General features: G+C 39.8%; 24 protein-coding genes and 1 pseudogene. 9 read left to right on the top strand and 16 right to left on the bottom strand.

Annotated features, from left to right (window positions below; genetic code table 11):
- Positions 1-5 precede the first annotated feature (5 nt).
- The 6 genes from FHG64_RS00420 to corA all read right to left on the bottom strand — a co-directional run bounded on the left by FHG64_RS00420 (position 6) and on the right by corA (position 6,700).
- Complete coding sequence (locus FHG64_RS00420) at positions 6-890, bottom strand: ABC transporter permease (protein WP_139064597.1); 885 nt, start codon at positions 888-890, stop codon at positions 6-8.
- 65 nt (positions 891-955) lie between these two features.
- On the bottom strand, positions 956-2,113 hold the full coding sequence (locus FHG64_RS00415; RefSeq protein WP_139067851.1) for a GDP-L-fucose synthase family protein: 1,158 nt from the start codon (positions 2,111-2,113) through the stop codon (positions 956-958).
- A gap of 39 nt (positions 2,114-2,152) precedes the next feature.
- Positions 2,153-3,265, bottom strand: a complete 1,113-nt coding sequence (gmd, locus tag FHG64_RS00410; RefSeq protein ID WP_139064596.1) for a GDP-mannose 4,6-dehydratase — start codon at positions 3,263-3,265, stop codon at positions 2,153-2,155.
- A 752-nt stretch (positions 3,266-4,017) separates the two neighbouring features.
- Positions 4,018-4,350 (bottom strand): hypothetical protein, encoded by a 333-nt coding sequence (locus FHG64_RS00405; RefSeq protein WP_139064595.1) that lies wholly within the window; start codon positions 4,348-4,350, stop codon positions 4,018-4,020.
- Positions 4,351-4,437: 87 nt separating this feature from the next.
- Positions 4,438-5,586, bottom strand: a complete 1,149-nt coding sequence (locus FHG64_RS00400; RefSeq protein ID WP_139064594.1) for a lactonase family protein — start codon at positions 5,584-5,586, stop codon at positions 4,438-4,440.
- Positions 5,587-5,599: 13 nt separating this feature from the next.
- Positions 5,600-6,700, bottom strand: a complete 1,101-nt coding sequence (gene corA / locus FHG64_RS00395; RefSeq protein WP_139064593.1) for a magnesium/cobalt transporter CorA — start codon at positions 6,698-6,700, stop codon at positions 5,600-5,602.
- A 154-nt stretch (positions 6,701-6,854) separates the two neighbouring features.
- Here corA and recQ point away from each other — a divergent pair, with 154 nt between their 5' ends.
- Positions 6,855-8,960 (top strand): DNA helicase RecQ, encoded by a 2,106-nt coding sequence (gene recQ, locus FHG64_RS00390; protein WP_139064592.1) that lies wholly within the window; start codon positions 6,855-6,857, stop codon positions 8,958-8,960.
- Between the two features lie 55 nt (positions 8,961-9,015).
- On the opposite strand, the gene FHG64_RS00385 is transcribed toward recQ, so the two are convergent.
- Both FHG64_RS00385 and FHG64_RS00380 read right to left on the bottom strand, forming a co-directional pair.
- The gene (locus FHG64_RS00385; RefSeq protein WP_139064591.1) at positions 9,016-9,801 is read right to left on the bottom strand and encodes a tRNA pseudouridine synthase A; all 786 of its coding nucleotides are present in this window, start codon (positions 9,799-9,801) and stop codon (positions 9,016-9,018) included.
- 58 nt (positions 9,802-9,859) lie between these two features.
- Positions 9,860-11,374, bottom strand: a complete 1,515-nt coding sequence (locus tag FHG64_RS00380) for a DEAD/DEAH box helicase (protein WP_139064590.1) — start codon at positions 11,372-11,374, stop codon at positions 9,860-9,862.
- 247 nt (positions 11,375-11,621) lie between these two features.
- Here FHG64_RS00380 and FHG64_RS00375 point away from each other — a divergent pair, with 247 nt between their 5' ends.
- Entirely contained in the window at positions 11,622-12,311 is a 690-nt protein-coding gene (locus FHG64_RS00375; RefSeq protein ID WP_139064589.1) for a Crp/Fnr family transcriptional regulator, read from the top strand.
- Positions 12,312-12,451: 140 nt separating this feature from the next.
- Complete coding sequence (locus FHG64_RS00370) at positions 12,452-13,000, top strand: hypothetical protein (RefSeq protein WP_139064588.1); 549 nt, start codon at positions 12,452-12,454, stop codon at positions 12,998-13,000.
- Positions 13,001-13,071: 71 nt separating this feature from the next.
- On the opposite strand, the pseudogene cysM reads toward FHG64_RS00370, so the two are convergent.
- Both cysM and epsC read right to left on the bottom strand, forming a co-directional pair.
- Positions 13,072-13,955: pseudogene (gene cysM / locus FHG64_RS00365) on the bottom strand (cysteine synthase CysM).
- On the bottom strand, positions 13,952-14,743 hold the full coding sequence (gene epsC / locus FHG64_RS00360) for a serine O-acetyltransferase EpsC (protein WP_139064587.1): 792 nt from the start codon (positions 14,741-14,743) through the stop codon (positions 13,952-13,954). The pseudogene cysM and the gene epsC overlap by 4 nt, the downstream one beginning before the upstream one ends.
- 212 nt (positions 14,744-14,955) lie before the next feature.
- Between epsC and FHG64_RS19760 the strand changes: the two genes are divergently transcribed.
- Together FHG64_RS19760 and FHG64_RS00355 are read left to right on the top strand one after the other, a co-directional pair.
- Positions 14,956-15,078, top strand: a complete 123-nt coding sequence (locus FHG64_RS19760) for a hypothetical protein (RefSeq protein ID WP_262710272.1) — start codon at positions 14,956-14,958, stop codon at positions 15,076-15,078.
- A gap of 206 nt (positions 15,079-15,284) precedes the next feature.
- Positions 15,285-16,397 (top strand): MFS transporter, encoded by a 1,113-nt coding sequence (locus tag FHG64_RS00355; protein WP_139064586.1) that lies wholly within the window; start codon positions 15,285-15,287, stop codon positions 16,395-16,397.
- On the opposite strand, the gene FHG64_RS00350 is transcribed toward FHG64_RS00355, so the two are convergent.
- Together FHG64_RS00350 and FHG64_RS00345 are read right to left on the bottom strand one after the other, a co-directional pair.
- Entirely contained in the window at positions 16,386-18,254 is a 1,869-nt protein-coding gene (locus FHG64_RS00350) for a T9SS type B sorting domain-containing protein (protein ID WP_139064585.1), read from the bottom strand. The genes FHG64_RS00355 and FHG64_RS00350 overlap by 12 nt on opposite strands.
- A 79-nt stretch (positions 18,255-18,333) precedes the next feature.
- Positions 18,334-20,619: an FUSC family protein gene (locus tag FHG64_RS00345; RefSeq protein ID WP_139064584.1), complete on the bottom strand. Its 2,286-nt coding sequence runs from the start codon at positions 20,617-20,619 to the stop codon at positions 18,334-18,336.
- 141 nt (positions 20,620-20,760) lie between these two features.
- Between FHG64_RS00345 and FHG64_RS00340 the strand changes: the two genes are divergently transcribed.
- A complete protein-coding gene (locus FHG64_RS00340) occupies positions 20,761-21,756 on the top strand; it encodes an NADP-dependent oxidoreductase (protein WP_139064583.1) in 996 nt (331 codons plus the stop codon).
- Between the two features lie 118 nt (positions 21,757-21,874).
- Here the strand turns inward: FHG64_RS00340 and FHG64_RS00335 are convergent, their stop codons facing one another.
- The 4 genes from FHG64_RS00335 to FHG64_RS00320 form a co-directional block, all read right to left on the bottom strand.
- Positions 21,875-22,063 carry a hypothetical protein gene (locus FHG64_RS00335; protein ID WP_139064582.1) on the bottom strand — a complete coding sequence of 63 codons (189 nt, stop codon included), beginning with the start codon at positions 22,061-22,063 and terminating at the stop codon, positions 21,875-21,877.
- A 29-nt stretch (positions 22,064-22,092) separates the two neighbouring features.
- Complete coding sequence (locus FHG64_RS00330) at positions 22,093-22,281, bottom strand: hypothetical protein (protein ID WP_139064581.1); 189 nt, start codon at positions 22,279-22,281, stop codon at positions 22,093-22,095.
- 192 nt (positions 22,282-22,473) lie between these two features.
- On the bottom strand, positions 22,474-23,190 hold the full coding sequence (locus FHG64_RS00325) for a hypothetical protein (protein WP_139064580.1): 717 nt from the start codon (positions 23,188-23,190) through the stop codon (positions 22,474-22,476).
- Between the two features lie 471 nt (positions 23,191-23,661).
- Complete coding sequence (locus FHG64_RS00320) at positions 23,662-24,381, bottom strand: SDR family oxidoreductase (RefSeq protein WP_139064579.1); 720 nt, start codon at positions 24,379-24,381, stop codon at positions 23,662-23,664.
- Positions 24,382-24,655: 274 nt separating this feature from the next.
- On the opposite strand from FHG64_RS00320, the gene FHG64_RS00315 reads away from it, so the two are divergent.
- The 3 genes from FHG64_RS00315 to FHG64_RS00305 all read left to right on the top strand — a co-directional run bounded on the left by FHG64_RS00315 (position 24,656) and on the right by FHG64_RS00305 (position 26,610).
- Positions 24,656-25,030 (top strand): hypothetical protein, encoded by a 375-nt coding sequence (locus FHG64_RS00315; protein WP_139064578.1) that lies wholly within the window; start codon positions 24,656-24,658, stop codon positions 25,028-25,030.
- 68 nt (positions 25,031-25,098) lie between these two features.
- Positions 25,099-25,719: a YqaA family protein gene (locus FHG64_RS00310; protein WP_139064577.1), complete on the top strand. Its 621-nt coding sequence runs from the start codon at positions 25,099-25,101 to the stop codon at positions 25,717-25,719.
- A gap of 93 nt (positions 25,720-25,812) precedes the next feature.
- On the top strand, positions 25,813-26,610 hold the full coding sequence (locus FHG64_RS00305) for a DUF1206 domain-containing protein (protein ID WP_139064576.1): 798 nt from the start codon (positions 25,813-25,815) through the stop codon (positions 26,608-26,610).

Genomic DNA, 26,610 nt, shown 5'->3' with positions numbered 1-26,610 from the left:
ACTACTTAAATTGTATCAACAAAATTCTTTTCTACCTTATTAAAGACGACAATTCCACTTATAAAAATTACAAGACTGGCAATTATACTATAAATGAAGGCTCCCTGATAAAAATCCCCGCCTCCAGTAAAACCAAAACGGTAAGTTTCTATTAATCCGCTTAATGGATTTAATTCCACGAAAACACTATATTTTTCAGGAATGGTGGATAAAGAATAAATAACGGGAGAGGCAAACATCAATAATTGTATTCCAAAAGTAACCACAAAGGTAAGATCCCTATACTTGGTGGTCATAGCCGTAATTATGAGGCCAAGTCCCAAACCCTGAAGTGCCATTAAAATAAGTATAACTGGAAATAAAAGTACATATTCGTTGAAATAATAGTTCCCCTGTTGTATCATATAATAACCTAACAAAATGAGGAATAACAAAAATTGAACTCCAAAGCGCACCAGATTGGAAAAGATTATGCTCAAAGGCATAATCAACCGTGGAAAATAAACCTTTCCAAAAATGTAGGCATTATCTTTAAAGACAGTACTTGTTTTTGTTAAGCATTCAGCATAATAATTCCAGGCAATGGTTCCACACATATAAAACAAAGGAGCAGGGATTCCATCAGTACTGAAACCTCCCATTCTATTAAATACTACAGTAAATAGGAAAGTGGTAAAAATGGGTTGAATAAAAAACCATAAAGGTCCAAAAATAGTTTGCTTGTAGAATGCTACAAAGTCCCTTCGTACCAATAACCACAAAAGATCGCGATAATTCCATACCTCCCTGAAATGTAAATTAAATAGTTTATCACGAGGTTTAATTTCCAGATCCCATTCTTGTATAGGCACTCCCCTATTTTCCTGTGAACTTGCTAATAAAGTTTTCATTATATCTTTATCTTGAGCTGAGGAGGTAATATTTTTCAATATAAAGGAATTTAAATATCAATAAATTATCTTCTGTTCGTTAATTCCAGATTATAAATACTCGACTTATACCATTTATATAATCTATAAATCCCTTCATCCAGTTCAACCTCATATTTCCAGCCCAATGCATTTAACTTAGAAACATCAGTCAATTTACGAAGCGCTCCGTCCGGCTTATCGGTGTTAAAATGAAGTTTGCCCCTTAACCCAACAATTACCCGGGTTATTTCAGCGAGATGGGCGATAGAGATCTCTCTTCCAGTTCCTATATTAATATGAGTATTTCTTATTTCCTGGTTTCTTTCTTCAGAAACTTCCCGTAGCGAGATAATATCACCAAAATCCCTGTTTTCCATAAGGAAGACACATGCATCTGCCATTTCCTCGCTCCACAAAAACTCTCTTAACGGCTGGCCACTACCCCAAATTTCCACTGATACTTCCTTTACCCCTTCATTTACCTCAGATTGTGAATTGGAGGAAATCCCATATTTTTTTAAAATTTCCAAAATATCCTTTTTCCCCTGGCTGCCATCCAAACCTTCAATTGGCCTCCTGTTCAAATCATCCCTAACCGCCTCCCAGTTATTTTCTTCCAGTGCCTTCCCAAGATGCATTTTACGAATAAGAGCCGGTAGAACATGAGATGTTTCGAGATGAAAATTATCCCTTGGCCCATATAAGTTAGTGGGCATCACAGCTATGAAATTGGTGCCGTACTGTAAATTGTAACTCTCACACATCTTTATCCCGGCAATTTTTGCAATAGCATATGGTTCATTGGTGTATTCGAGTTCTCCCGTTAGCAAGGCTTCTTCTTTTATAGGTTGAGGAGATTCCTTTGGATAGATACAAGTGCTTCCCAGGAACATTAATTTCTTTACCTCATTGAGATAGGAATAATGAATTACATTGGTTTGTATCATCAGGTTCTCATATATAAACTCTGCCCTATAGGTGTTATTGGCCACAATTCCACCAACTCTTGCAGCCGCCAGGAATACATACTCGGGTTTTTCGGCTTCAAAGAAATCCTCCACCGCCAGGCAATCTATTAAATCCAGGTCTTTATGAGTTCTGGTAATAAGCCGGGTATATCCTTTCTTTTTCAGGGTTGAATAGATTGCAGATCCTACCAGTCCTTCATGACCTGCAATATAAATCCTAGAGTCAAGTTTCATTTTCATTGGGCACCTTCTGTATTAAAATCAAACCAGTTTTTATTCAAAATAATTAAGGGTTTCAAATCCTTCTCCTTTTAAATATTTATCTCTAAGCATTCGTTGTAAATCTGCCTGCACCATCTCCTTTATAAGATCCATGAGATCGAACTCCGGTTTCCATCCTAATTTTGTATTTGCCTTGGTGGCATCTCCAATTAACAACTCAACTTCTGTGGGCCTGAAATATCGAGGATCTATAGAAAGTACCTCTTTTCCAACCGGGAGTTGATAATCCGGATTTTTACAATTCTTCACAAAGGATTTTTCTTCCACTCCCCGACCTACAAAGCTTACTTCTATGCCGGCTTCAGCAAAAGCCATTTGAACAAAATCTCTGACTGTTGTAGTTTTCCCCGTGGCAATCACCCAGTCTTCAGGTTCCTCTGCCTGCAATATCATCCACATGGCCCGCACAAAATCTTTAGCGTGTCCCCAGTCCCTTCGCGCATCCAGATTTCCCAGATATAATTTATCCTGGAGTCCAAGAGCAATCCTCGCTACGGCCCTGGTTATTTTTCTTGTTACAAAGGTCTCCCCTCTTATGGGCGATTCATGATTGAACAAGATCCCATTACAGGCGAACATCCCATAAGCCTCCCTGTAGTTTACCGTGATCCAATAGGCATATAATTTAGCCACTGCATAGGGGCTCCTTGGATAAAAAGGAGTAGTCTCACTTTGAGGAACTTCCTGTACCTTTCCATAAAGTTCAGACGTGGAGGCCTGGTAGATCCTGGTCTTCTTCTCCAAACCTAAAAGCCTTACAGCATCAAGAATCCTCAAGGTACCTAAACCATCTGTATTTCCTGTATATTCAGGTATTTCAAAGGAAACCTGCACGTGGCTCATAGCTGCCAGATTATAGATCTCATCTGGCTGGATTTCCTGTATTAATCTTATTAAGTTGGTACTATCTGTAAGATCCCCATAATGTAAGATGAAATTTTTATTCTTTTCATGTGGATCCTGATAGAGATGATCCACCCTTTCAGTATTAAAAGAAGAAGCTCTTCTTTTAATACCATGGACAATATAGCCCTTGTTGAGTAACAGCTCACTAAGGTAAGCTCCATCCTGCCCGGTGACCCCGGTTATAAGTGCGACTTTCATATATTTTGGTTTGGAAAATTAGGTGTAGGTTGCGAAAAAGCATAAGGCTCCGCCGTCCTGAGTCCCATTTTAGGAGATTCCGGAAAAATATTCCAATTTAAAAAGTGGGGAAATTATAACCTGTCAAACCATTGTGGGGAAGGCTTTTCGAAACAAGGGGAATGTGTTTCCGGCCTTATGGTTCATATTAACAATTGAAGCCTGAATCTCAAATCCCGATGTTTGTTTTGGGAAACATACCGGCACTAAAAAACTTCAATATAAATATGGGATCAAAAAATTGTAGGGAACTAATTGTGGGGTGAGGGGAAATTTATTAATCTAAAACTAAGCAGAAAGTTTGCACGGAAAAAATTATTTCGACCAAGAGCCCAAAATTTTGTTAAGATACTCATAGTCAGAGTTTTTATACGAAAGAAGCTGTAGGAAAAACTGTTAATTTCCTTCTCATTTCGTTATTATGTAGGATAATTATTACAACAACAAAAGAAGGTTAATTTAGTTTTACCATCTTATGTGTTTTTAGATAACCTTAATTTTACAAGGATTTGTACCAAATGGTATTTAATGCTTTTAAAAATCCCTGCAGCGAAGGGTTCTTCACTTAATATTTCTTCCTACCAACAGGTACTTAAAATTGGTAAAAATGATCTCTTGAAAAGGAATAAAGTGTTGCTATATTAAATAAAGCAATCCAGGATAATATTAAAATGAAGCCTTAGCTGCTAAGGAAAGTTAAAAGGTTTTCACTATTACCTGCCTCTCACTATTCCCACCACTTCCCCGGTACGGCAATTTAGGCGGAGAAGTTCTCCCGTATTCACCCCGTATTTTCCACCGGTTACACGGTAATCACCCAAACCATCCATCGATTGAATAAGAATAAGTTCGGTTCCATCTGCCGGGTCTATAATTGGGTTGATACAGGTATTGGCTCCCCAGGCCAAACCGGGAGGAGTACTAAATCTTTCCGGAACATCTACAGCGGTTCGCACATCTTCTTCACCGGCTCTCATGGAACTGCAACCGGAAAAAATCGTAGATCCGGTCATAAGGAAAATGCTCAATAATACACTAACTCTCATAACGATTGAATTTAAGCCTTATTAATTTAAGACATTTTCCCTAATCTAATAGTTAAAGGGTTTAGAAATAAAGAAGAATCTTAGATCCTAAAGGAATTCTATACATACCGGAGTCTTAACCTGCAATTCATCCAGTTTAATTAATTCACCCGTCGCCTTGTCAATTTGAAATGTAACTATGTTATGGGAATCCTGATTGGCTACATATAGAAAATCACCATCACCGGAAATTGCGAAATTTCTTGGTGTCTCTCCCCCGGTTGAAGTATGGGCAAGGACTCCTAACTTTCCGTTTTCCTCTATTTTATAACCAACAATACTGTTATGCCCGCGATTGGAAGCATATAGATATTTACCTGATGGGTGCAGATGAATATCTGCAGCAGAGTTCTCTTCTTTATAACCTTCAGGTAAAGTAGAAATATTCATTAGGTGAGCGAGCTCTCCGTTCTCCCCTATTTCAAAAGCGCTTACAGTGCTGTTAAGTTCATTAATTGAATATCCAAATTCACCTTTTGAAGAAAAAGCGAAATGCCTGGGGCCGGATCCTTCAGTAAGCTGAATATGGGAAGAAGGTTTTGCCAGGAGTTCTCCTCCTTCAGCATCAAAATCAAAGAACCAGATGCGGTCATTTCCCAGGTCGTTGATAAAGACGTGTTTATTATTTGCCGAAATATTCACCGAATGTGGATGGGATTTATCAGGATTTTCCAATGTGACTTTCTGCTTTATCATCAGGCTGCCATCAGGAGCTTTTTCATACAGCATTACCACTCCCCCAACATAATTTGCAACAAAAATAAAATTGCCTGTTATATCTTCAGCAATATAACAGGGAGCGAAACCTTCAGTAGAAATTTTACCAATCTCCTCCAGGCCATGGTCCTCATTTATTTTAAAGGAGTGAATATAACCGGATGGGGCATCCCCTGCGCCCAGTTCACTAACAGCGTATAAGTAATCTTTGTCTTTGCTCATTTTTACAAATGAAGGGTTGGTAACCTTTGCTGCTGTGTTCCCTTTCTCCAATTTACCTGTTTCAGGATCCCGGTAAACAGTATATATTCCCTCTGCCTGCCCATCTACGTGACCTTCTTTCTTCGTGTACGTCCCAATATATGCTACTTCCATCTTTGTAATTTTTTCATTTGGATTATCCTTTTTTTCATCTGCCGAAGATTTGCAGGAGACCGTTAGAATGAGCGGGATACCAATAAATAAAAACCTTTTGATCATTGAACTATTGTTTTTATAACCACTTTTTCTTTCTGAAAAAATACAACATCACCACAAATACCATCAACATTATACCCCATAGAACAAAATAACTATACTTCCATTGAAGCTCTGGCATGAATTCAAAATTCATCCCGTAGATCCCTGCAATAAATGTGAGGGGTATAAAAATGGTAGCAATGATTGTAAGCACCTTCATTACTTCATTCATTTTATTGCTTATTGTGGTCATGTACATATCCATTAAGCCCCAGGTCATTTCCCTGTAGATCTCTATGTTTTCTGAAACCTGGGTAATATGGTCATATAGATCCCGAAAATAATTCCTTGTTTTCTCCTGTATTAGATTAGTGTCCATTTTCTCCAGCCTGCTTAAAACCTCCCTCAATGGAAAGACGGCCCTGCGAATGCGCAGAATAGTTCGCTTTAATTCCTGTATTTGAAATGTTATGTCATCACTGGGTTGCTTCTGAAAGAGGTCCTCTTCGAGAAATTCTATCTGATCCCCCATATGGTCTATAACTTCGAAATAATTATCTATGATGGCATCCAGAAGGCAAAAAAGCAAATAATCTGCACCGTTACCACGTATGCGCCCCTTACCATTTTCAAGCCTTTCCCTTACCCCGTCAAATACATCGCCCCCGGCTTCCTGAAAGCTAAGCACATAATCCTCTCCAACCACAAAACTCACGTGTTCACTTACCAGGTTTCCGTTTGTTTTCGAAGTGGCCTCTTTTGGGAAATAGAGCATTTTTACCACCACAAATATGAAATCCTGATATTCATCTATTTTTGGGCGCTGATTCGTATTTACAATATCTTCCAGGATCAAAGGGTGCAGATTATAGTATTTTCCCAGTTTCTCGATCTCCGCCGTATTGCTTAAGCCATCAATATTGATCCAGGTGGTCTTGTTCTCATTTTCAAAATCAAAAGCATCCTCGGGCCTGGTAGAGGTGTATCGCTCAAAACTTTCTTTATTGTAATCTATGACTTCCAGCCTTGTTTCGGCCGATTCCTTTCTGCCAATATATGTAACAGTCCCGGGAGGCTGATTAAGTGCTTTTGTAGACTTGGGCCTCCTTAAGAGAAGCCTGGTACGTTTTACCATGAACTATAATTTCCTTAAAAATATAAAAGTTTTGGCTGCTGAGCGATTTTCAGGTTTAAATAGTTTTATGGAAGAGCCTTTTCTAAAAAAATGAATCCTGAAATTATCGAGATACATTTTTAAACATCGTCATCTATCTTATACCTTTGCCGGAATGAAAGAAGCACAACTTTTAAGCACCTTAAAAGAATATTTTGGGTATGACACCTTCCGGCCCCTACAAAAGAAAATTATAGACGCTGTTTTTGCAGGGGAAGATAACCTGGTCATCATGCCCACGGGTGGCGGGAAATCCATTTGCTACCAGCTTCCTGCGATATTACTACCGGGAATTACCCTGGTGGTATCTCCTTTAATAGCTTTAATGAAAGACCAGGTTGATGGCCTTACTGCCAATGGAATTCCTGCTGCTTTTTTGAATAGTAGCCAAAGTTCTCTTGAGCATCAGGACATTTTTACCCGGGTGGAAGCCGGGGAGCTTAAGTTGCTGTATGTTGCTCCTGAAAGTCTGCAGATCATTGACCGCCTCCTGGTCCCGGAAAACCTTAGCTTAATCGCCATAGATGAAGCCCACTGCATCTCCAGCTGGGGGCACGATTTTAGACCGGCCTACACTCAGCTTGGCTATTTAAAGAACCGCTTCCCCTCTACTCCCGTGATTGCCCTCACTGCAACGGCCGATAAAGCTACGCGGAAGGATATTGCACAACAATTGAATATCCCCGGTGCCAATAAACATATAGCTTCTTTTGACCGTAAGAACCTTAGCCTGGAGGTTCGCCAGGGGATCAAAAAGTTCGAACAAATCCTGAATTTCGTGAAAACCCGAAAGAATGAGAGCGGGATCATCTATTGCCTTAGCCGCAAGAGCACCGAGGAGATCGCAGCAAGGCTGAAGGCTAAAGGAATAAAAGCCGAAGCTTATCACGCCGGGCTGGGGCATGAAGAGCGCATTAAAATACAGGACGATTTCATCAATGACCGGCAACAGGTGATTTGTGCCACCATTGCTTTTGGAATGGGAATAGATAAATCCAATATTCGCTGGGTGATCCACCACAATATGCCAAAGAACCTGGAAGGTTACTACCAGGAAATTGGCCGTGCAGGAAGGGATGGCCTGCCGTCACAAACCCTGCTCTTTCATAGTTATGCAGATGTTGTACAGCTGCAGAAGTTTGCCGCCAATGCCAAAAATGAACAGGTACAGCTTGCCAAGCTGGAACGAATGAAGCAATACTCTGAAGCGGTTACCTGCAGGAGGAAGATCCTGCTTAATTACTTTGGCGAATTAAAACAGGAGGACTGCGGGAACTGCGATATATGTAAGAATCCCCCGCAGTTCTTTGACGGTACTCTAATAGCACAGAAGGCTCTTTCCTGCATCTACAGATTAAAGGGTGGCGAGCCTATCACGATTGTTATAGATGTTCTTAGAGGTGCTAAGAATGAAGGTGTGTTGGAGAAAAACTATCAGAAGGTAAAAACCTATGGAGTTGGTGCCGAAATTTCCTGGAGGGACTGGCAGCAATATCTTATCCAGCTCATCAACCTGGGTTTCATAGAGATCGCCTTTCACCATCACAATCATTTAAGATTAACTACCCTTGCCAAACAGGTACTTTTTGAAAATCAAAAGGTAAAACTTGCCAAAGTTCCTGAAAAGATCTTAAGCACCCCTGCAGAGACCGCAGAGAAAGAAGAAAAAGCCTCCACCCTCTTTGAAAAATTAAGGCAGCTGCGTCTTCGTATAGCAAGGGAAGAAGATATTCCCGCCTATCACATCTTTAGTGACGCGACGCTTCGGGAAATGGAAAAAGAACGTCCTATGACAGATGAGGATTTTATGCAAATAAGTGGTGTGGGTAAAAAGAAAATGCAGGATTATGGTTACCAGTTCATCAAGGAGATCATCGCCTTCAGTAAAAAGAAAAGAAGCGGAAAAAAAACCAAAAAAAGCAATACCTATAAAGAAACACAACAGCTTTTCCAGGAAGGTTTAGGTGTGGAGGAGATCGCTCAAAAAAGAGGCCTGGCCTCGACGACCATCTATTCACATCTGGCCAAACTATATAGTGATGGGGAAATTTCAAATCTTGAAAAGCTCATTGATCGGCAAGACCTTGAAGCCGTGAAAAAGGCTAAAAAACAATTAGATGATCCCGAAACCCTGAAGCCTTATTATGAACATTTCCAGGAGGCATTAGACTATGGAACCATAAGATTGGCGCTGGCTGTTTTGGAAAAGGAAGATTCTTAATAATTAGCTGCACTTTTTCTGCTGTTAACCTCAGTGGAAAGGTCCAGGACGGCTATTACTTAAAATCTATTTTATTTAATATAAGTCCAGATGCCGGGGCAATGAAGGTCATAGTCATCTCACTCTCCGGCTTCAGGCTGTCTTGAATATCCTGAAGTGTCACCTCCCCTTTTCCCAATTGGATCAAAGTTCCCATCATTAGGCGTATCTGGTACCGGAGGAATCCGCTGCCTTTTACAGAAAATATATAACTGGTTTCCGGGAAGAAATTTGCCGTGTATAGCTCGTTTTCGGAAATGCCACAAACTTCTACAAGCCTTGTGAGTTTTGTTTTTTCTGAAGGGCTTACAGTATAGTTCTTAAAACTGTGCTCTCCCTGAAACATGGCAGCTCCTTTTTTCATGAGTTCTATATCCAGGTCATCCTGAATGTTTGCCATTAACGGGGCGCAGAAAGGATGGTTTTTGCTTCCGAAGGAAAACAAGTAGAGGTACTCTTTTTGCTTTGGATGCTGGATAATATTAAAAGCCGCATCTACTTCTTCAATCGAAAGCGCGCGGATATCTGGCGGCAGATTCTTATTGAATACCTGAAGAAAGTCTTGTAGATCCTGCAAAGGCTCCTCATATACAAACAGTTCAAAAGCAGCCTCGTTGGCAGAGACCATTGCATCTGTCCTGCTTGATCCAAGGATCTTGGTTTTTATATCTGGCAGTACAAACTTTAAGGTCTTCCTTATAAGGCCTTCCACGGTCTTAAAATTTGGCTGCCGCTGCCAGCCGTGAAGCCTGTAACCAAGGTACTGGATCTTTACCAGGTAATAATATCGGGATCTCTGCAAACTTGTGTCTTTAACTTAGATTCAATTATTAGTTTTGCAGCGCCAATTGCGTACAGTACTAGAATTCCTTATTTATTTGCAACCTCAATCTCCTGGAATAATCCTCTTCCAGCCATTCCCTGTAGTTTTTGGTGCTTTTACTTATGCAATAAGAATATTGTTTGATCCTCGAGGAAATATCATCTTTTAACTCCTTGGCAAGGATACGGGCGTCAAAAACATCTTCACTATTCTCAACACACATTTTTACATGCTGCTCCATAGACCAATCCAGGACAGTTTTTGACTTTAATCCTTTTTTGATCACTTCGTCATAGGCATCTTCAACATCAAAATCTACATTATCTGAATTTGCGAATTGCTTCCGTAGATCTGGCGGCATAACATACTTAAATTCACGCTCTATTTCTTCATCACTAAGAAGGTTCTCAAAATAGAAGTCTGGTGCCCGGAAAAGCTGCTTCCAGTCTACCGGGGCACTCCAATGTCCAAACCTTGCCATATTATTTCCCAGGTCTATCACGGTGAATTCATCCTTACCCGGTAACACCCTGGATCCTCTTCCAATCATTTGGAAATAGAGGGTAAGGGATTTTGTAGCCCTGTTAAGAATGATGGTCTCTACTGAAGGTTCATCAAAACCGGTTGTTAGTATACTCACCGAGGTTACAATAGCATCTGGAGTATGTTTAAAGCACTTCAGGATTTGCTTCCTGTCCTGTTTACTGGTGGTGTTATCAAGATGCCTTATAGGAATACCTGCATTTCTGAAGGTTTCATATACCTCTTTGGATGTATTTATCCCATTATTAAAAATGAGGGTTTTCTTGCCTTTACTTTTCTCCAGGTAAGCATTTAGCAGCTTCTCCTGCATTGTCATGTTGGAGTAAAGCTCTTCTGAAGATTTTACGGTATAATCTCCATTGATCCCCACCTTAAGGGATTGCAGGCCAACATCATAACTATAAACATTTGCCCTGGCCAGAAATCCTTTTTCGATAAGGGAGGTAATGGAATCTCCCACGATCAACTCCCTGTAGTTATCCTTCATTGGGAGTTTAATATTGGAACTAAGAGGTGTCGCTGTTACTCCCAGAATAAAACAACCCGAGAAGAATTTAAATAGTTTTCTAAAGGAATTGTAATGGGCTTCATCGATTATCACCAGGCCAATATCCTCAATCTCCAGTTTTTCATCATGAAGACGATTATTAAGGGTCTCTACCATGGCTACGAAGCACATATAATCTTCCTGGTCTGGCAGTTCCTTTACCTTGCTGTTTATGATCTTGTTGAGCACTCCAAACTCTGAAAGCATTTTGGAGGTTTGCCTGCAAAGCTCTATTCTATGAGTAAGAATAAGCACCTTTTTATTTGTGCGCTGAATATACTCCCTAACTATTTGGGAGAAAATAACCGTCTTTCCACCCCCGGTAGGCAACTGGTATAAGAGGTTATACCTTTGAGGATGTGCGTCAATAACCTTGAAGATCTTGTCTATATCTACCTGCTGGTAATCATAAAGGGTTTTATCATTCTTCTTTGCTTCAAGTCCAAAAGTTTCAACGCTCATATATCTCTTATCTAATTTGCAATTTTGCAAAAATAGCAGATTTTTAGGCTATAATAAAATCTTTACTCCTAATTAAAATTTTGGCTGTTAAAATTATCGCCTATCTCCCTCTAATAGTGTATATTAGGTGAATTTCCTGCCGGGTGTTCTTTTATAGACCCTACCTCTACAAAAGGTATATTGTTAAGTATTTACCTAAATTTTCCCCTCTGCCCCCCTGTCTCCAGGATGCCCAAAATTCTTAGTTATGGAAGGGGAAAGATTTGCTGAACAAAAAAACCTGTTAAGGGGCTGTGTGCTTTTAAATGACCTTAAGGAACACCAAATTCAAAACCTACTTGAATTATTCCACGAAGAGACCTGGCCTAAAAATACCTGCATTTTAAATAGCGAAAAGCTGTTTTTTCACTTTTTTATAATTCTCTCTGGCAGGGTAAAAATGTATCAGGTGGAAAAAAATGGAGATAAAGAAGTGACGTTGTTTCTTCTCACCCAAAATGATGCTTTTGATCTCTTTTGCCTTATAGACGGCTGTAAACATCATGTATATTATGAATGTCTTGATGAGGTTAAGGTTCTTGCTGCTCCTATGGAAAAGTTACGATTATGGTTAAATTCCCACCCGGTGGTATATAAAAACTTACTTACCTATACAGGCAGGCATTTACGTTTATTAGAAAATTTTGTTACAGATATTTCTTTTAAAGATATCCCAACCAGATTAATTAAGCTCTTGCTTAGAAACATCAACAGCACTTCAAATCTTCACCTAATTAATGATCTCTCCAATAAAGAGATAGCATATTTAATTGGGTCTACCGGTGCAGTTATAAACCGCCATCTTCAAATATTGAAAAAAAATGGGTCAATTAAAACATCCAGGAACAGCCTGGAAGTAAAAGACTTAAAATTTCTTCAACATCTCTTAAAACCATAGATAGATCAAATGTTTTTATAAAAGACATTTTGATATAGATTCAAAAATTAACAATTTCAGTGAAGTAATACTACCCAGGTAGTATTACGGACCATAGCTTCAAATTAACTTTATGCATTATTAATTTTAAACAATTTCTAATGAAAAAAGTTATTCTATGCCTGTTACTTTTTGGTTTTTTAACCACTGGGCAGGCGCAAAAGGTAATAGAGCTGGAGGTACTAAATCTTCCTGATGTTATGATGGTAAAAGTTGGTAAGGATGCGACGGAGTATAAAATCCAGGAACTTTACGAAAATGAGTTTTCCAGTAATTCAATTGGTTTTATAAAGGAATTTTTTGATATGAAAAGATATTTAGCTACTGTGAAAAAAGAAAAATATGATTCATATGAGATCACCTTTAAAAGTAAAAGAGGGAACGTTTTGGCCTTCTATGACAAGAATGGTGAATGGATCAAGAATTTCCAAAATTTTAAAAACGTAGAACTTCCCAGAAATATCACTGAATATCTTGTAACAGATTATAATGGCTGGACTATGATCAGGAACCGCTATAAAGCAAAAGGAAAAGAGGATAAGATCGATAAAGAAATTTTCGTAATAACCTTAAAAAATGGTAATAAAAAGCAGACCCTGAGACTAGACGCTGAGAAAGAAACGGGACTTGCTACCCATTATAAAGAGTAATTAAATGGCACCATTTTTTATGGCAGGTATCTCGGCAGGAAAATCCGAACCAGCCATTTAGAATGGTGTTTTTATTCAAAAAGATCTGATGATAAATATCTGTCCCCCCTGTCGCAAACAATACTTACCACCACGCCTTCCTGAAGTTCATCGCAAAGTCTTACAGCAGCAGCAGTAGCTCCACCACTGCTCATCCCAGCAAATATCCCTTCATCATTTGCCAGGCGCCTTGTCATTTCTTTTGCTTCCTGCTCATTCACCTCGAGGATCCTGTCCACTTTCTCAGGAACAAATATTTTGGGCAAATATTCCTGCGGCCACTTTCTTATACCAGGAATTCGGGCATCATCTTCCGGCTGGACTCCCACAATTTGGATCTCTTTATTTTTTTCTTTTAGAAAGGTCGAAGTGCCCATAATGGTACCGGTGGTTCCCATTGAAGAAACGAAATGGGTGACCTCTCCTTTTGTATCTCTCCAAATCTCGGGGCCGGTGGAATTATAATGGGCTTTCCAGTTGTCATCATTACTAAACTGGTTGATCATAAAGATATTCCCTTTTTTCATCTTTGCTTCAGCATGATCCCTTGCGCCTTCGATACCACCTTCAGCAGCTGTAAGGGTGACTTTGGCACCATAGGCCCGCATTGTTTGAACCCTCTCGATGGTAGAATTCTCGGGCATTACCAGCTCAAGATTCAGTTTAAAGATACCCGCAATCATAGCCAGGGCTATTCCTGTATTACCGCTGGTAGCTTCTATCAATTTTGTTTCTCTTGTAATATCACCCCTTTCAAGGGCACTTTTGATCATATTATATGCAGCACGATCCTTCACACTCCCCCCGGGTTTTGTCCCTCAAGTTTAAGATAAAGAGAAACTTTTGGATTGCTTATTAAGGTAGTGGTTTTTACAATGGGAGTATTTCCAATTAGGTCCAGTATGGAGTGGCTCATGATTTTACAGAGTTTTGGATTTTTATTTGAGGGGTGTGTGAAACAGTGGAATTTTGGGGTACAGATGAAGTAAGCCAAACGTTACCACCAATAATACTATTTGCTCCAATAGTAGTCTTACCACCAAGGATTGTGGCATTTGCATAAATAGTAACATTATCTTCTATGGTTGGGTGTCGTTTTTTATTTCGAAGACTGCGTTCTACACTCAGAGCTCCCAGGGTCACTCCCTGGTAGATCTTTACGTTATTTTTTATGATGGTAGTCTCTCCAATGACCACTCCTGTCGCATGATCTATGAAAAACGGGACCCCAATTTCTGCACCCGGGTTTATATCTGTTCCTGTAAGCCGGTGCGCACATTCACTCATTAACCGGGGAACAAGTGGCAATCCAAACTTATTAAGCTCATGGCTTAACCTGTAGATTGCAATCGCAAAGAAACCGGGATATGCTAGATATACCTCCTCCAGGGAGTTTGCAGCAGGATCATGTTCTGTAATACATTTGGCATCCCGGTTCAATTTCTCAAGGATAGCAGGAAGCAACTCCAGATAATTGTCCCAAACTTCCTTGCACGGCATACCGGGTTCCCAGCAAACCAGCTTCGCAAGTTCTTCAAAATCCTTTTCAAGTTTATGAATGTTTTCCTCTACAGGGGTCGCGTTATCAAATAAGGTATAGAACAAAAGATTGGTAAAATCCTCTGTCTTCTCCTTAATGGCATACCTCAGGTTTGGCACCTGCTTTTGTTCCTGGATTAGCTCCACGATCTTCTTGCGGGACATCTTTCTTCTATTTTATATTCAAATTTAAGCTTATTTGCACAAAACATAGCTTAAGAAAACTATTTAATCCAGGCTTAATAACCAGGCAGATTTTAATTTTTAAAGGGAAATAATTAACACTTAAACTGCTGTTAAAAATTTATTAATCAAAATCCATTGAGAATCTTTTCCTCCTACTTTAGTGACTTATTAACCATTTAAATATATGTATCATGGCACAGAATCAAAAATCTGACAAAAAGCAGGATCAAAAGCAGGATCAAAAGAAATCTGCTCCAGGAAAAAGCGGATCTCAGCAAGATCAAAAATCTGCACCTAAGAAATCTCAAAAGTAAGAAAGCGGTTTTAATTGAATCTAAGGCTGTCTGAAAAGGCAGCCTTTTTCTTTATAATTAAATTTTATTCATTGGCTTGCATAATTACCTTTGCAGGTTAAAATCGATAATTTGAAAGACCTCTATATTTTCCTCAAAAGTATTTTCGGAAAGTAAGTTTTGGTTGGCTCCTTACCTTCCTTTCAAGCTTTGGACAAACTTTCCTCATTTCCCTTTATGTTCCTGAAATTGTGAGGGATTTTCAAATTACAGAGGGAACATTTGGTGCCATATATGCAGGTTGTACTGTAATTTCCTCGATTATAATGCTTACGGTAGGTCACACGGTCGATCATAAACCTGTTAAGATTGTTACCGCTTTTACCATCCTAAGCCTTGCAGCTTCCAGTATCCTCCTGGGATTTTCTTATCATATTGCCTTTCTTTTCATTGCGATAGTAGGCCTGCGCCTTACCGGGCAGGGATTGCTAAGTCATATAAGTATGACGGTGATCTCCAAATATTTCGATAAAAATCGCGGGAAAGCCCTAAGTATCTCCTCCCTGGGATATTCTATTGGAGAAGCTATATTTCCACTTGTAATTGCTTTTATAATTGCCTGGTTTGATTGGCGAGTTGCTGCAATTGCCAGTGGAATCGCATTATTAATATACCTTATAAGGCTTAAATTCACCAACCTGGCCGATTTCGATAAACAACTTTCGTTGGAAGGGAGGCCTTCAACCCTTTCTCTTTTAAAGGATTATAAGAAAGTGGTTTTCGAAAAGAAATTCGGGATTATGATGCCGGCTAGTTTTACACTTAGTTTTACGGTTACGGCAATATTCTTTTATCAATATGTTTTTGTAGTGGACAAGAACTGGAGTGTACAATTGTATGCTACTTTTTTTACCGTATATGCAGCAACAAGGTTCGTATTCTCCATCTTTGGTGGGATATGGGTGGACAGGTTTTCAGCAAAAGTGCTTTTTAGGTATTTCCTTATTCCGTTTACAATAGGAATGCTGCCTTTTGCTTTTATGAGCAGCATCCTGGGAGCACTCATTTTTCTCATTCTGGCAGGCATTACGGTAGGGATGAGCGGGACAGTTCAAACCTCACTCATTGCAGAGATGTATGGCACAGCCAAAATGGGAGCAATACGTAGTGTTTTCACTATGTTCATGGTTCTTAGTACCGCCCTGGGACCTCTCCTTGTAGGGTTTTTAATAGACAGCAATGTGAGCTTTACTAGCATCATGCTTATTCTCGCAGCGGGAATGGCACTGGTAACGATTAACTGCCAGCGTATAAAATTTGCTGAAAGATCATCTTATTAGGCTAAAGTGACCTTTTATTGGCGCGTATCCCTCAATCTGTATCTCGTACCAATAATCATCTGCCGGTAAGGGTTTATTGATAAAAGTCCCGTCCCACCTGAAATTTTGTCCACTGCCAGATTTTAATAATTTCCCATACCGGTCAAATATCCTGACTTCTGAAGAGCTGAAATATTCTATTCCGGGAAGCTGAAAGTAATCGTTGTAACCATCATTATTAGGAGTCATAAACTGCGGCACCACAATGTGCGGAAACTCCCGAACTGCCATATTACACTGCTGAAGGTCCCTCACAAAGGCGGTATAGACCCCACCCTCTATAAAATTAAATTTATTGGAACGCTGAAAATTAATACCATCCAGGGAGTACTCAAATAAACCTTCATTGGAAGCTATTATTGTAACCGAATTCCCATCTGATAAAATTTCTTCTATTCCTGCAACTGGAACTTCCCTTACCTCGATCTTTTTCTCCACCGTGCATCCATTACCGGTAGTAATAACCACTGTGAAAATCCCGGTAGTTGTTACCTCTATGATACCTGTGGTTTCTCCCGTACTCCAGGAATAACTCATATTATCTACCCCCGCCTCCAGCTGCAGGGAGCCTTCACCGCAGTAATATTTTATTTCATCCTGAACCTGTGGAAGTGGAAACACTATATAATCTATTGCGGTACGCGGGCCGGGAGCACAGGAGCTGCTACTTAAAGCTTCTGCATAATAGGTTCCTGTATTAGTAGGATCATAGGTGCTGCTTCCTTCCTCAAGTAGATTTCCTCCAATAGCAGCATCATACCAATTCACAGTTTCCCCTGCTTCAACATCAACTTCCAGATAATTAATTTCATTTTCACAGGTGGTTACATCACCCCTACTCACAGGTGCCAGGGGAGTTTCTATAACTTCTATAAAAAATGAATCGGAAGCTGAACTGCAAAGATTATTTGTAAGATTTGAAGGATCTTCAGCCACCTTTACCCGATAATAAGTGGAAGTGCTTACAGCCGGTGTATTAAATGAAGCTCCGGTTTCTCCGTTTATATCTGTCCAGTTTTGATCATCCACACTTTCCTGCCACTGAAAAAAATGCTGATTATAGACTGTGAAATCTGGTGTTGCAGTTAAAGTCGTTGAGACAGGTGTATCTTCTTCACAAATGGATAGGGTGGAATTAGGGATATCTGGAGCAGAAACCGTGGTTAGATCTCCACAAGATCTAAAGACAACATCATCAATAGCAAGATCATTGCCACAGCCACCCTCTCCTTCATTGAACATTTTTAGGATCACCGCCGCCTGCCCGGGTTCCGTTTGAAAGGTCAATCCATATTGCCTCCATTGAGGGGAATTGGTGGAAGCTATATTCCCGGTAGTTCCACTCCTGAGAAGGAAATTGTCTGTCTCATCCCAAATCTCAAATCTTACATTTACAGGGATTCCTCCATTTTCACAAACCCCACTGCTGCGATCATACACATTCATCAAGTAAGCTGAAAATTCATAGGTTGTATTCTCGCAAAGACCTGAAACCGGGGTCCTGTAAAACCTGCCGGCATTGAAGTCGGCATTTACAATCAGGGCCCTGCCTCCCGACATATTTGTATTTGGCAAGTTCGAATGCCAGGAGCCGTTGTTAACTCCAATTCTGTCTGAAACGGTATACTGCCCGTCATTTGGATCCCCGGTTACGAAGTTATAACTGGTGACGCCGGCAGGCAACGGATTTCCGGTACCGGTACCACTTCCAAAATCCTCAAAAAAAATGGGATCACCCTTACTTCCTGAACAAAACCCGAGCTGGGCCAGGACCGTTTGTGCGGTGAGTAGTAAGATAAGGGACAGGAGGTATTTCATTTCTTCAAAAGTAAGCCATACAAAAGGATATATGCTTCCATCATAGAAATATCTATGGTTTCTCCCCTCCAGCTTTTACTTACTTAGTAAGGTCTGTCTCTCGTATGGTCTTTTCCAGCTTTTCAGTAAGCTCAAGCAGCCACCTTAATTGCTCATAGATCAATTGGGCTTCCTGCAGTTCCTTTTCACTTGTTCCGGGATCTTCAAAGGTGCCCGTACCGCTAAGATTACCGGTTAGTTTATTATATCGTACATCAAAAAAAGCCCTTGCTTCCTGCTGCCTGAAGATATCCCTGTTTTCATCCAATTCCTTTTTATCGAGTAACGAAACGCAGCGATCAAGGTTATCCTCAATATTCGAAGTGAAGGAAAGAAAATGCGAGGAAGCTTTAGTGGTTGGATGATTTTGAATGTAGGTTCCCATGGACGCCAGGGAAAAAAGAAAACTGTGGTTAAGAACAGTGATCTCATAGATCTTTTCCAGATTCTTTTGTTTCCGTTTGGGTTCCTGAGTCATTCTTTGGAAAGCAGCACTTAAATTACCCATCCCCAGAAATGCTTGTTTTCTTGAAAGTTTGTAGGAAGTAGGCAGTTTTCCTTTCTTTTCATAAAAGTGCGTAACCTCCTTTAGATAATCTTTATTTGCAGTGAGACTTTCCACAATAACCTTTTTTAAGCCAAAAGATTCCCAGGAAGGCCACAATAATATATTACCTATAGTGGCAAGGCCCGCTCCAATAAGAGTATCCACAACCCTAAACTGTATAACGTTAAAGACATTTGGTTCCAGCAATGCGTATATAAAAACAACACTTAAGGTGACAAATAAGGCCGATGCCTTGTAGTTCTTTTGGACCATCGCAAATGCCAATACCAGGGAGATCACTGCCAGGGAAGCATATATCCTTAGATCCTGGGTGATAAATACAATTCCAATGGCCACCGCTGCGCCTATTAGGGTGCCTATTGTCCTTTCTTTGGACCTGGTTTTAGTTAACCCGTAGTTTGGCCTCATTATCACGATGATCGTAAGTAGGATCCAGTAGGCATTTTGTAATGAAAAATATTCGCCAATGGCATATCCTGCCATAACTACCACGGCCAACCGCAGGGAATGTTTAAAAATAGCAGACCTGAAGCTAAAATTTTCCAGGAGGATCTTTGGGTCATATTCCTGCGGGGTAATAAACCTGGCCACTTCATCTCTTTTGATCAACCTAAGCTCCTTAAGGTCTTTCCTGGACAGGAGGCGCTCAATCTTATGGATTTTTTCTACCTGTTGTTCCTGATAATTATACAGGTTTTGCAGCATTAGAAAACCTTCATCTGCACCCCCATTCCCGTCTTTTTTATAATTTTTTAAAGAGGCCTCAACAGCGGTAAGAGCCTGTTCCATATTTTTCGAAATTGAAACTTCCCCTGTTCTATGAATATTTAAAGATAGCTCTCTCATTCTTGCTACCATTACCAGGATAAGATCCCGAAAAACCAGTATTTGTTTCGGTTCTTTTTCCAACAGCCTGTCCATTTTTTCATAATTTACAGGATTGGCCATTGCCAGCTCCAGCATATCAACCAGCTGTATGAAAATTAATAATCGTCTTCTTTCATAATTGGAGCTACCGGAATTTTTTCTTGATGAAATAAGAATAGATCTAAGGGTCTCGTGATTCTCATTGAGTTCGCTTTGCAGCTCAATTAATTGCTTCAGGAATTTGGACCGGCCTTTTGGACCGATGATTAGATGTGCGCGGGTTTCCAAATACTTTGCGGTGAGATCAAAACTTTGGGCGAGATGCTGGTCTGTTTGCCCTTTTGGGTTAATGAGCTGCCATAGGAAGGTCAAGCCCAGGTACCACAATCCCCCTACTCCAATTAACAGAGCTCTTTCATACAGTTCCAGTACTGTAGAAATATTAGCAAAGCTTAAAACCAGTGCAAATAATCCTGAAAAGGCAATAAGCGAAGCCCTGAATCCAAATACCGACAAATATGAAATACTGAACATTACCAGGCCCAATACAGGCAATCCTGCCCAGGATTCTTTGATTAAATATCCGCCTGAAAGACTGGCAAGAACGGCCAGAAGTGCAGAGAGCAATATCCCGTAATTTTTATGTCTTTGGCTACCGCTAACATCGCTTGGGGAACTAAGAAGGGCTCCAAGAGCCAGTGCAAGACCAATTTCAAATCTTTCCATACTTACAGCCACTATTATTGGGAGGGTAATAGCCAGCCCAAGGATCACGGCCTTAGCGAAATCTGTACTTCGAAGGAAACCCGTAAGGCCCTTATAGTAACCGTGTAATTGGAAGGTCAAAACAGTATGATATTCTATAGAATTATGCGGCAAAGGTAGGTGCATTTGAAAGGAAGAGCGTTAATCTTTTCTCAAAAATTGTGGAGAGGAACATTACGAGATAATCTTCATTTATCTTTATAGTATCCTGTAAATTCAGGTAATAATGAAAAAATATCCGTATGAAATCCTAAAATATCATTCATAATGAATAGAAGTATACTATTAAAAGAACGCCCTGCCGGAAAACCTGTCCTTGATAATTTCGAGCTCAGGCAGGAAGAAATACCAACTATAAATGAAGGAGAGATCCTGCTTAAAACCCTCTACGTATCTGTAGATCCATATTTAAGAGGTAGGATGAGAGATGAAAAGTCCTACATCGATCCTTTTAAATTAAATGAACCCCTGGAATCGGGAGTTATAGCAGAGGTAACTGAATCCAGAAATCCCAATTTTCGGAAGGGAGATTATGTTTCAGGTATGCTTCAATGGAAAGAATATCAGGTTACCAATGGAAACGGCCTTAATAAAGTTAATAAAGAGCAGGCGCCTTTAACAGCTCACCTTGGAATTCTTGGCCTTACAGGAATTACAGCCTACCTGGGGCTTGAAAAAATAGGTAATTTAAAACCTGGTGAAACCCTCTTAGTCTCTGGTGCTGCAGGAGCTGTAGGTAGTGTGGTGGGGCAAATTGGAAAGATTAAAGGCTGCCGGGTGGTGGGAATTGCCGGGACAGATGAAAAGATCTCCTGGACTATTGAGAAATTAAATTTTGATGACGGTATCAATTACCGCACTTCAGAAAATTTGAGGAAGTCTATCGCCAATGCCTGCCCTAATGGAGTAGATGTCTATTTTGATAATGTAGGAGGCGAGGTTCTTGATGCTGCGCTTGCCAATATCAATAAATTTGGAAGGATCATTAATTGTGGTGCCATTTCTTTATATAATGAGACAGAAATCCCTGTTGGTCCAAGACCTGAAGGTATTCTTATCAAGAAAAGTGCTCTCATGCAGGGTTTCATTGTGCGGGATTATGTCAAGGAGTTTGGTCCTGCCATCAATCAACTTTCAAAGTGGTTCCAGGAGGATAAATTAAAGTATTCTGAAACCCTAATAGAAGGGTTTGAGAATATACCTCAAGCTTTTCTGGATCTTTTCGAAGGAAAAAATCAGGGTAAGATGGTTGTGAAGGTATAACCGAAATAAATTACAACCTGAAAAATTTTGTCAAATTAAATCCATAAAGGATATTATTGACATAGATTTTTCAGGCTGTTTTTTTATATTTCATTATCTATTTCCAAATAGACATTATCTATTTCCAAATAGAATTTCCAGAGATCTTTTTCCAAACTGTACCATTATCAGTTTTAAGGATTTTGGCAGGATTCAGAATTTCAAAAAGGATCTCCCCATCTGGGATCTCATAACTAGGTTCAAAGGTGAGGATAACGGTATTACCCTCCATTTCATACTTTCCTCTCCAAATTATGTCTGTAAGCATGATCTCTACAACATTGTTATCATAGAAATCTACCTGTTGGTGGCAATTGAGGAAAAATCATCATCGGGTTGATTTTCCAGGCATTCTTTTTCAGTACTAAAGAACAGGTAGACAAAGGATTTGTTCTTCAACATGTTGTCCTTTGCCGGGGGTGCTACTCGGGAACAGGCTGTAGTTAAAAATAGAAGTGCCAGCGCAATAGTAATTTTTCTTTTCATGGTGCATGGTTTTTAGTAGGGCTGGTTTCAGCCATTAATTTACTGAAAAACAGAGCAGCACAAAAAATTCAAATGCAAATTTTTGTATAAAAATTCCCACAAAAAAGTCCTGATTTTAAGTCAATTTTAGAACTACATAAAAAAACCGCACTGTATAACAATGCGGTGAAGATTAATAATATCTCTATGTTTTTATTGCTCCTCGAGTTTTGCGCAACCAACCGGTATACTCGCATAAGCCTCAACTCCTGATACTGATTGTACTGTTTGCGGAATTTTTGAGTCCTGTGCCACTCCCTGTATTACATAAGAAAATTGGGTAAAGTCAACATCCTGCATTCCAAACTCTTCCTGTACGGCTGTTCGTAAACTATCCAGGCTTATAGTACGTTGAAATTGCAGCTCCCCGTTTACATTGGTTCTGGGATAAGTATCCACATTAGGTTCAAGGGAGGATGGCCCCATATGGAGAGGGATCATATGAATTCCCCTATCACTATTTGAAACTTCTGTCACATCCACAATTCCATCATTATTTGCATCAGCATTTTGACCCGGGCATTGTGTTGAGCCGGTTTCAGCAGTTTGCAGGTGCTGCATATGCATCATATCTGGCGCCAGGCCTTCAGCAGTAACTACAATTCTCATTAGGCTACCTTCCACACGAAGGTTAACCGTACCACTAACCTCGGTACCGGCATTTGTTTCAGTATTGATGGAAGTTATATCTCCTGTAAAATTTCTCACTTCCACTTGTTGTGTAGCAAGAGTATCTGTAGCCATGTTTGTTTGTACAGGATCATCTACTTCCCTGCCGCGGTTTTCATCCTTACAGGAGCTAAAAACCAGGATAGCCCCAAGAAAGATCAAAGAATAATATTTTCTGAATAAATTAATTTTGTAATTCATAACAAGTTATTTTTAAGCTTTTATACAATTTACGATTTTAGAAACGGAAGAAAAAAAACCTGAACTGTTTTATGAATAATTAAACATTTATAATCAATCTTTTTGGATAAAACTGAAAGGCATTTGCTCCTGGAATCCAGAACCCATAATAAATGTAATCATCTGGCTGTCGCTAAACCTCTGCTGCCAAACAAGAAAACTTGCGGTACTAAACCTAACCCGGAAAGGGCAAATTTGAATTGTTATTTTATTGAAAGTGACCTGGAAGATTGTTTTGTGTTTCAATTGGTCGACTATTTTTACAAAAAAAGTGTCCGGGAGAAGAACAGTCTATATCCTGTTACGGCTTTACAAAATTCCAGGGTTCTACATAATACCAATCATTCTCAAACCTGAAATATGCAATGCCTGCAGGGACTATGTTCTTTCCCGGACACCCATATTATTTTCCTTAGTAGGAATTTTTGTCCTCTATTTTTGTGGTGGCTGCGAAGGCCTTACCTCTATTTTACTTGGCAGGGTTCGCGGATTCATCTTAATTAAATTCACTACAAGATCCCCTATATCCTCTTTTTGGATCTTCCAGGAATCCTTATCTGAAGGTTCGTGGTCATTGAAATGAGTTGCTACAGATCCCGGCATAATGGTGCTCACTTTCACACCGTGATTACGTACATCCAGCATAATTGCCTGGGTCATACCCGTAACCCCAAATTTACTCGCGTTATAAGCAGCCCCTCCTTCAAAGAAATTGGTTCCTGCAAGGCTGGAAATAGTAATAACATATCCCTGTGTTTTTCGCAAGGCAGGAAGGGCAGCTTTAATACTGTAAAAAACACCACTAAGGTTGGTATCTATTGTTTCCTGCCAGTGTTCAATACTAAGATCCTCTATAGAACCAAAATGTCCTATGCCTGCATTGGCAACCAGGATATCCAGTTGTCCCCATTTTTCCAGGATAACGTTAACAGCTTCTTTTTGGCTTTCATAATTTCTAACATCGGCCACCAATCCAAGTACTTTACCTCTTCCCAGCTGGGTTAGCTGCTTAGCGGCTTTAACTGCAGAGTCTTCGGTGCGGCTTGTTATAGCCACCCTCATATCAAGATTTAAAAGAGCCTCTGCGACCCCATATCCTATTCCCTTACTTCCTCCAGTGATAAGAGCAACTTTACCTTCAAATGATCTCATTTTCAATTGTTTTTCATTTATCAATAAAACTAATGAAGAAGCTATTGTCACTAAAATTTTTAACTCTAATTAATTGTTAATTGTTATAATGTTCACAAGGGTTTGACGGCAAAATTTTCTTTCGTGTATTATTTTTCATTCTTATAATAAATAATAGCTAAAAAAGTTTTGATAAATAGATAAAGAAGTAACTTTGCAGCTCTTTAAAAAACCTGAATCAGTTAAATAATGCTGAGGAAGATGAACAAAGTTGAACTCTATAAACCTATAAAAGTTGAAAAATCCAAAAGGAAAAAAATTACTAGATAAAATACAACGTGACCTAATGCGCAATGGTCTAATCATCAATACACTGGTACAGGACCTAAAGGATCTTCGTCCCTATGCCGTGGAAGACCAGGACCCTTTACTTGCCAAAGTAATAAGGCTTACTTATGAGCATGTTGAGGAATACCAAACCTTTGAAATTCCAATTCCAGATGATGAGCCTTTGGATGAGCTTGAAGAAAATACTGTCCCACAGGACTCAAAACCTGAAGAAAGCCTGGATTACCTTCTCTCTCTTATGAGTGATACCTCTATAAAGAATAATGAAATGGACCTACGGGAATATAGCCGTGCCCTACAGGAATATGCTGAAGAAAATTAACAGGCTGGACCCAGGTCTTATCTACTAATATCCCCCTTTCCGGAAAAATTTCGTAAAACCGCAGGTTAATGAAGAAGAAGGATGAAAAATCCAAAAAGAAACCGCGATGGCGTTTAATGCACCAGTATTACAGCTACACCGGTTTCTATAAGTTTGTAGGAAAAAGCGTCAAAAAGGCGATAATTCCTATTCTTATTGTGGTAGCTGCAGTGCTGGCACTGGATTTCTATGTTCTCGATCTTAATAAGGTATTGGCAACGGTCACAGAAACTTACCCCCCTGCAGGTATAATTTTAGTGTTTCTGTTATCTGAATCTGTCCTGGGTCTTGTACCTCCAGAACTTTTCATTGCCTGGGCAGGTAAATCCCTGTATCCCATTTTTTATCTTTCCCTCCTTGCTGCTGCCTCTTACGTGGGAGGAATCATTTCTTATTTCATAGGAGTTTCAATCACTAAAATACCTGCTATTCACCGCCAAATGGAGGTAAACCTTGCCAAACATATTAAAAATACCAGAAAGTGGGGCGGTTTCTTGATCATCGTAGGTGCACTGCTACCAATACCTTTTGCGATTACCAGTATTGCGGCAGGATTCATCCGGTTTCCTTTTATGAGCTACCTTATGTTCGGCCTGTTACGATTTGTACGATTCTATTTGTACGCCCTGGTTATCTTTGAAATGGTATAACCCTTTCCCCTTAAAACTTAAAATATTTATAATAGTACCTGCTGCCACTTCTTTTTCCTTTATTTTTAAATACACTTTAAAAAAATCAGGAAAATGAATGACAATTTAAAGAAAATGGCCCGTGCGGGATACGTCGCCAAGGGAAGCGTTTACGGCATAACAGGAATTCTTACTTTCCTGGCTGCCTTCAACCTTGGAGGAGAGAAAACAAGTCAATTAGAAGTTTTAAAATTCCTGGATGAACAACCCTTTGGAAATGTACTTTTGGCATTATTAGGGGTAGGTCTTATTTTCTATGCCGCCTGGCGTTATACCCAATCTATTGAAGACCCTGAAGGAATAGGAGAAGATAAGAAGGGAAAGGTAAAAAGAGTTGCATTTTTTATAAGTGGCACTCTCTACCTTGGCCTTGGTGCCATGGCGCTATGGCGTGTCATTGGGTCTGGTGCGGGATCTGGAGGATCTGGATCTGGCAATTCTGCGCAAAATTCCTCTATTCTTGACAGCGAAAATGGTTTAATAGCACTGGGAATTATTGGAGCAGCAATTGTAGGTACAGGCATCTATCAATTCATAAGAATCTATAAAGCAGATTTCATGAAGAAATTTGACTTTGAGTCCATAAGTGAAGAAAAACGCCGTAAAACCATAAAAAATTCGGCTTATGTGGGGATGGCCTCGCGAGGAGTGCTTTTCCTAATAATAGGTTATTTTGCTTTACATGCTGCTATAACTTCGAATCCCTCAGACATTAAAACAACCAGGGATGCATTTTCCTTTCTGGAAGATTCCTCCTATGGCGCCTGGTTACTCGGGATCGTGGCTGCAGGGCTTGTTGGTTATGCCGTGTATATGTTTATGATGGCCCGGTACAGGCACTTCAGGGGTTAA

Origin of the sequence: Antarcticibacterium flavum, from assembly GCF_006159205.1 — a bacterium.
GTDB lineage: Bacteria > Bacteroidota > Bacteroidia > Flavobacteriales > Flavobacteriaceae > Gillisia > Gillisia flava.
This window is presented reverse-complemented; position numbering and strand designations above follow the sequence as displayed.

What these genes read in the sequence shown, in the direction of transcription:
- FHG64_RS00420 (WP_139064597.1), bottom strand. Translation starts at nt 890, where the DNA reads ATGAAAACTTTATTAGCAAGTTCACAGGAAAATAGGGGAGTGCCTATA.
- FHG64_RS00330 (WP_139064581.1), bottom strand. Translation starts at nt 22,281, where the DNA reads ATGAAAAGAAAAATTACTATTGCGCTGGCACTTCTATTTTTAACTACA.
- FHG64_RS00325 (WP_139064580.1), bottom strand. Translation starts at nt 23,190, where the DNA reads ATGAATTACAAAATTAATTTATTCAGAAAATATTATTCTTTGATCTTT.
- FHG64_RS19760 (WP_262710272.1), top strand. Translation starts at nt 14,956, where the DNA reads ATGGCACAGAATCAAAAATCTGACAAAAAGCAGGATCAAAAGCAGGAT.
- FHG64_RS00305 (WP_139064576.1), top strand. Translation starts at nt 25,813, where the DNA reads ATGAATGACAATTTAAAGAAAATGGCCCGTGCGGGATACGTCGCCAAG.
- epsC (WP_139064587.1), bottom strand. Translation starts at nt 14,743, where the DNA reads ATGTCCCGCAAGAAGATCGTGGAGCTAATCCAGGAACAAAAGCAGGTG.
- FHG64_RS00380 (WP_139064590.1), bottom strand. Translation starts at nt 11,374, where the DNA reads ATGAGCGTTGAAACTTTTGGACTTGAAGCAAAGAAGAATGATAAAACC.
- FHG64_RS00310 (WP_139064577.1), top strand. Translation starts at nt 25,099, where the DNA reads ATGAAGAAGAAGGATGAAAAATCCAAAAAGAAACCGCGATGGCGTTTA.
- FHG64_RS00405 (WP_139064595.1), bottom strand. Translation starts at nt 4,350, where the DNA reads ATGAGAGTTAGTGTATTATTGAGCATTTTCCTTATGACCGGATCTACG.
- FHG64_RS00350 (WP_139064585.1), bottom strand. Translation starts at nt 18,254, where the DNA reads ATGAAATACCTCCTGTCCCTTATCTTACTACTCACCGCACAAACGGTC.
- recQ (WP_139064592.1), top strand. Translation starts at nt 6,855, where the DNA reads ATGAAAGAAGCACAACTTTTAAGCACCTTAAAAGAATATTTTGGGTAT.
- FHG64_RS00415 (WP_139067851.1), bottom strand. Translation starts at nt 2,113, where the DNA reads ATGAAACTTGACTCTAGGATTTATATTGCAGGTCATGAAGGACTGGTA.
- FHG64_RS00370 (WP_139064588.1), top strand. Translation starts at nt 12,452, where the DNA reads ATGAAAAAAGTTATTCTATGCCTGTTACTTTTTGGTTTTTTAACCACT.
- FHG64_RS00345 (WP_139064584.1), bottom strand. Translation starts at nt 20,619, where the DNA reads ATGCACCTACCTTTGCCGCATAATTCTATAGAATATCATACTGTTTTG.
- FHG64_RS00400 (WP_139064594.1), bottom strand. Translation starts at nt 5,586, where the DNA reads ATGATCAAAAGGTTTTTATTTATTGGTATCCCGCTCATTCTAACGGTC.
- FHG64_RS00375 (WP_139064589.1), top strand. Translation starts at nt 11,622, where the DNA reads ATGGAAGGGGAAAGATTTGCTGAACAAAAAAACCTGTTAAGGGGCTGT.
- FHG64_RS00340 (WP_139064583.1), top strand. Translation starts at nt 20,761, where the DNA reads ATGAATAGAAGTATACTATTAAAAGAACGCCCTGCCGGAAAACCTGTC.
- corA (WP_139064593.1), bottom strand. Translation starts at nt 6,700, where the DNA reads ATGGTAAAACGTACCAGGCTTCTCTTAAGGAGGCCCAAGTCTACAAAA.
- gmd (WP_139064596.1), bottom strand. Translation starts at nt 3,265, where the DNA reads ATGAAAGTCGCACTTATAACCGGGGTCACCGGGCAGGATGGAGCTTAC.
- FHG64_RS00335 (WP_139064582.1), bottom strand. Translation starts at nt 22,063, where the DNA reads ATGCTTACAGACATAATTTGGAGAGGAAAGTATGAAATGGAGGGTAAT.
- FHG64_RS00320 (WP_139064579.1), bottom strand. Translation starts at nt 24,381, where the DNA reads ATGAGATCATTTGAAGGTAAAGTTGCTCTTATCACTGGAGGAAGTAAG.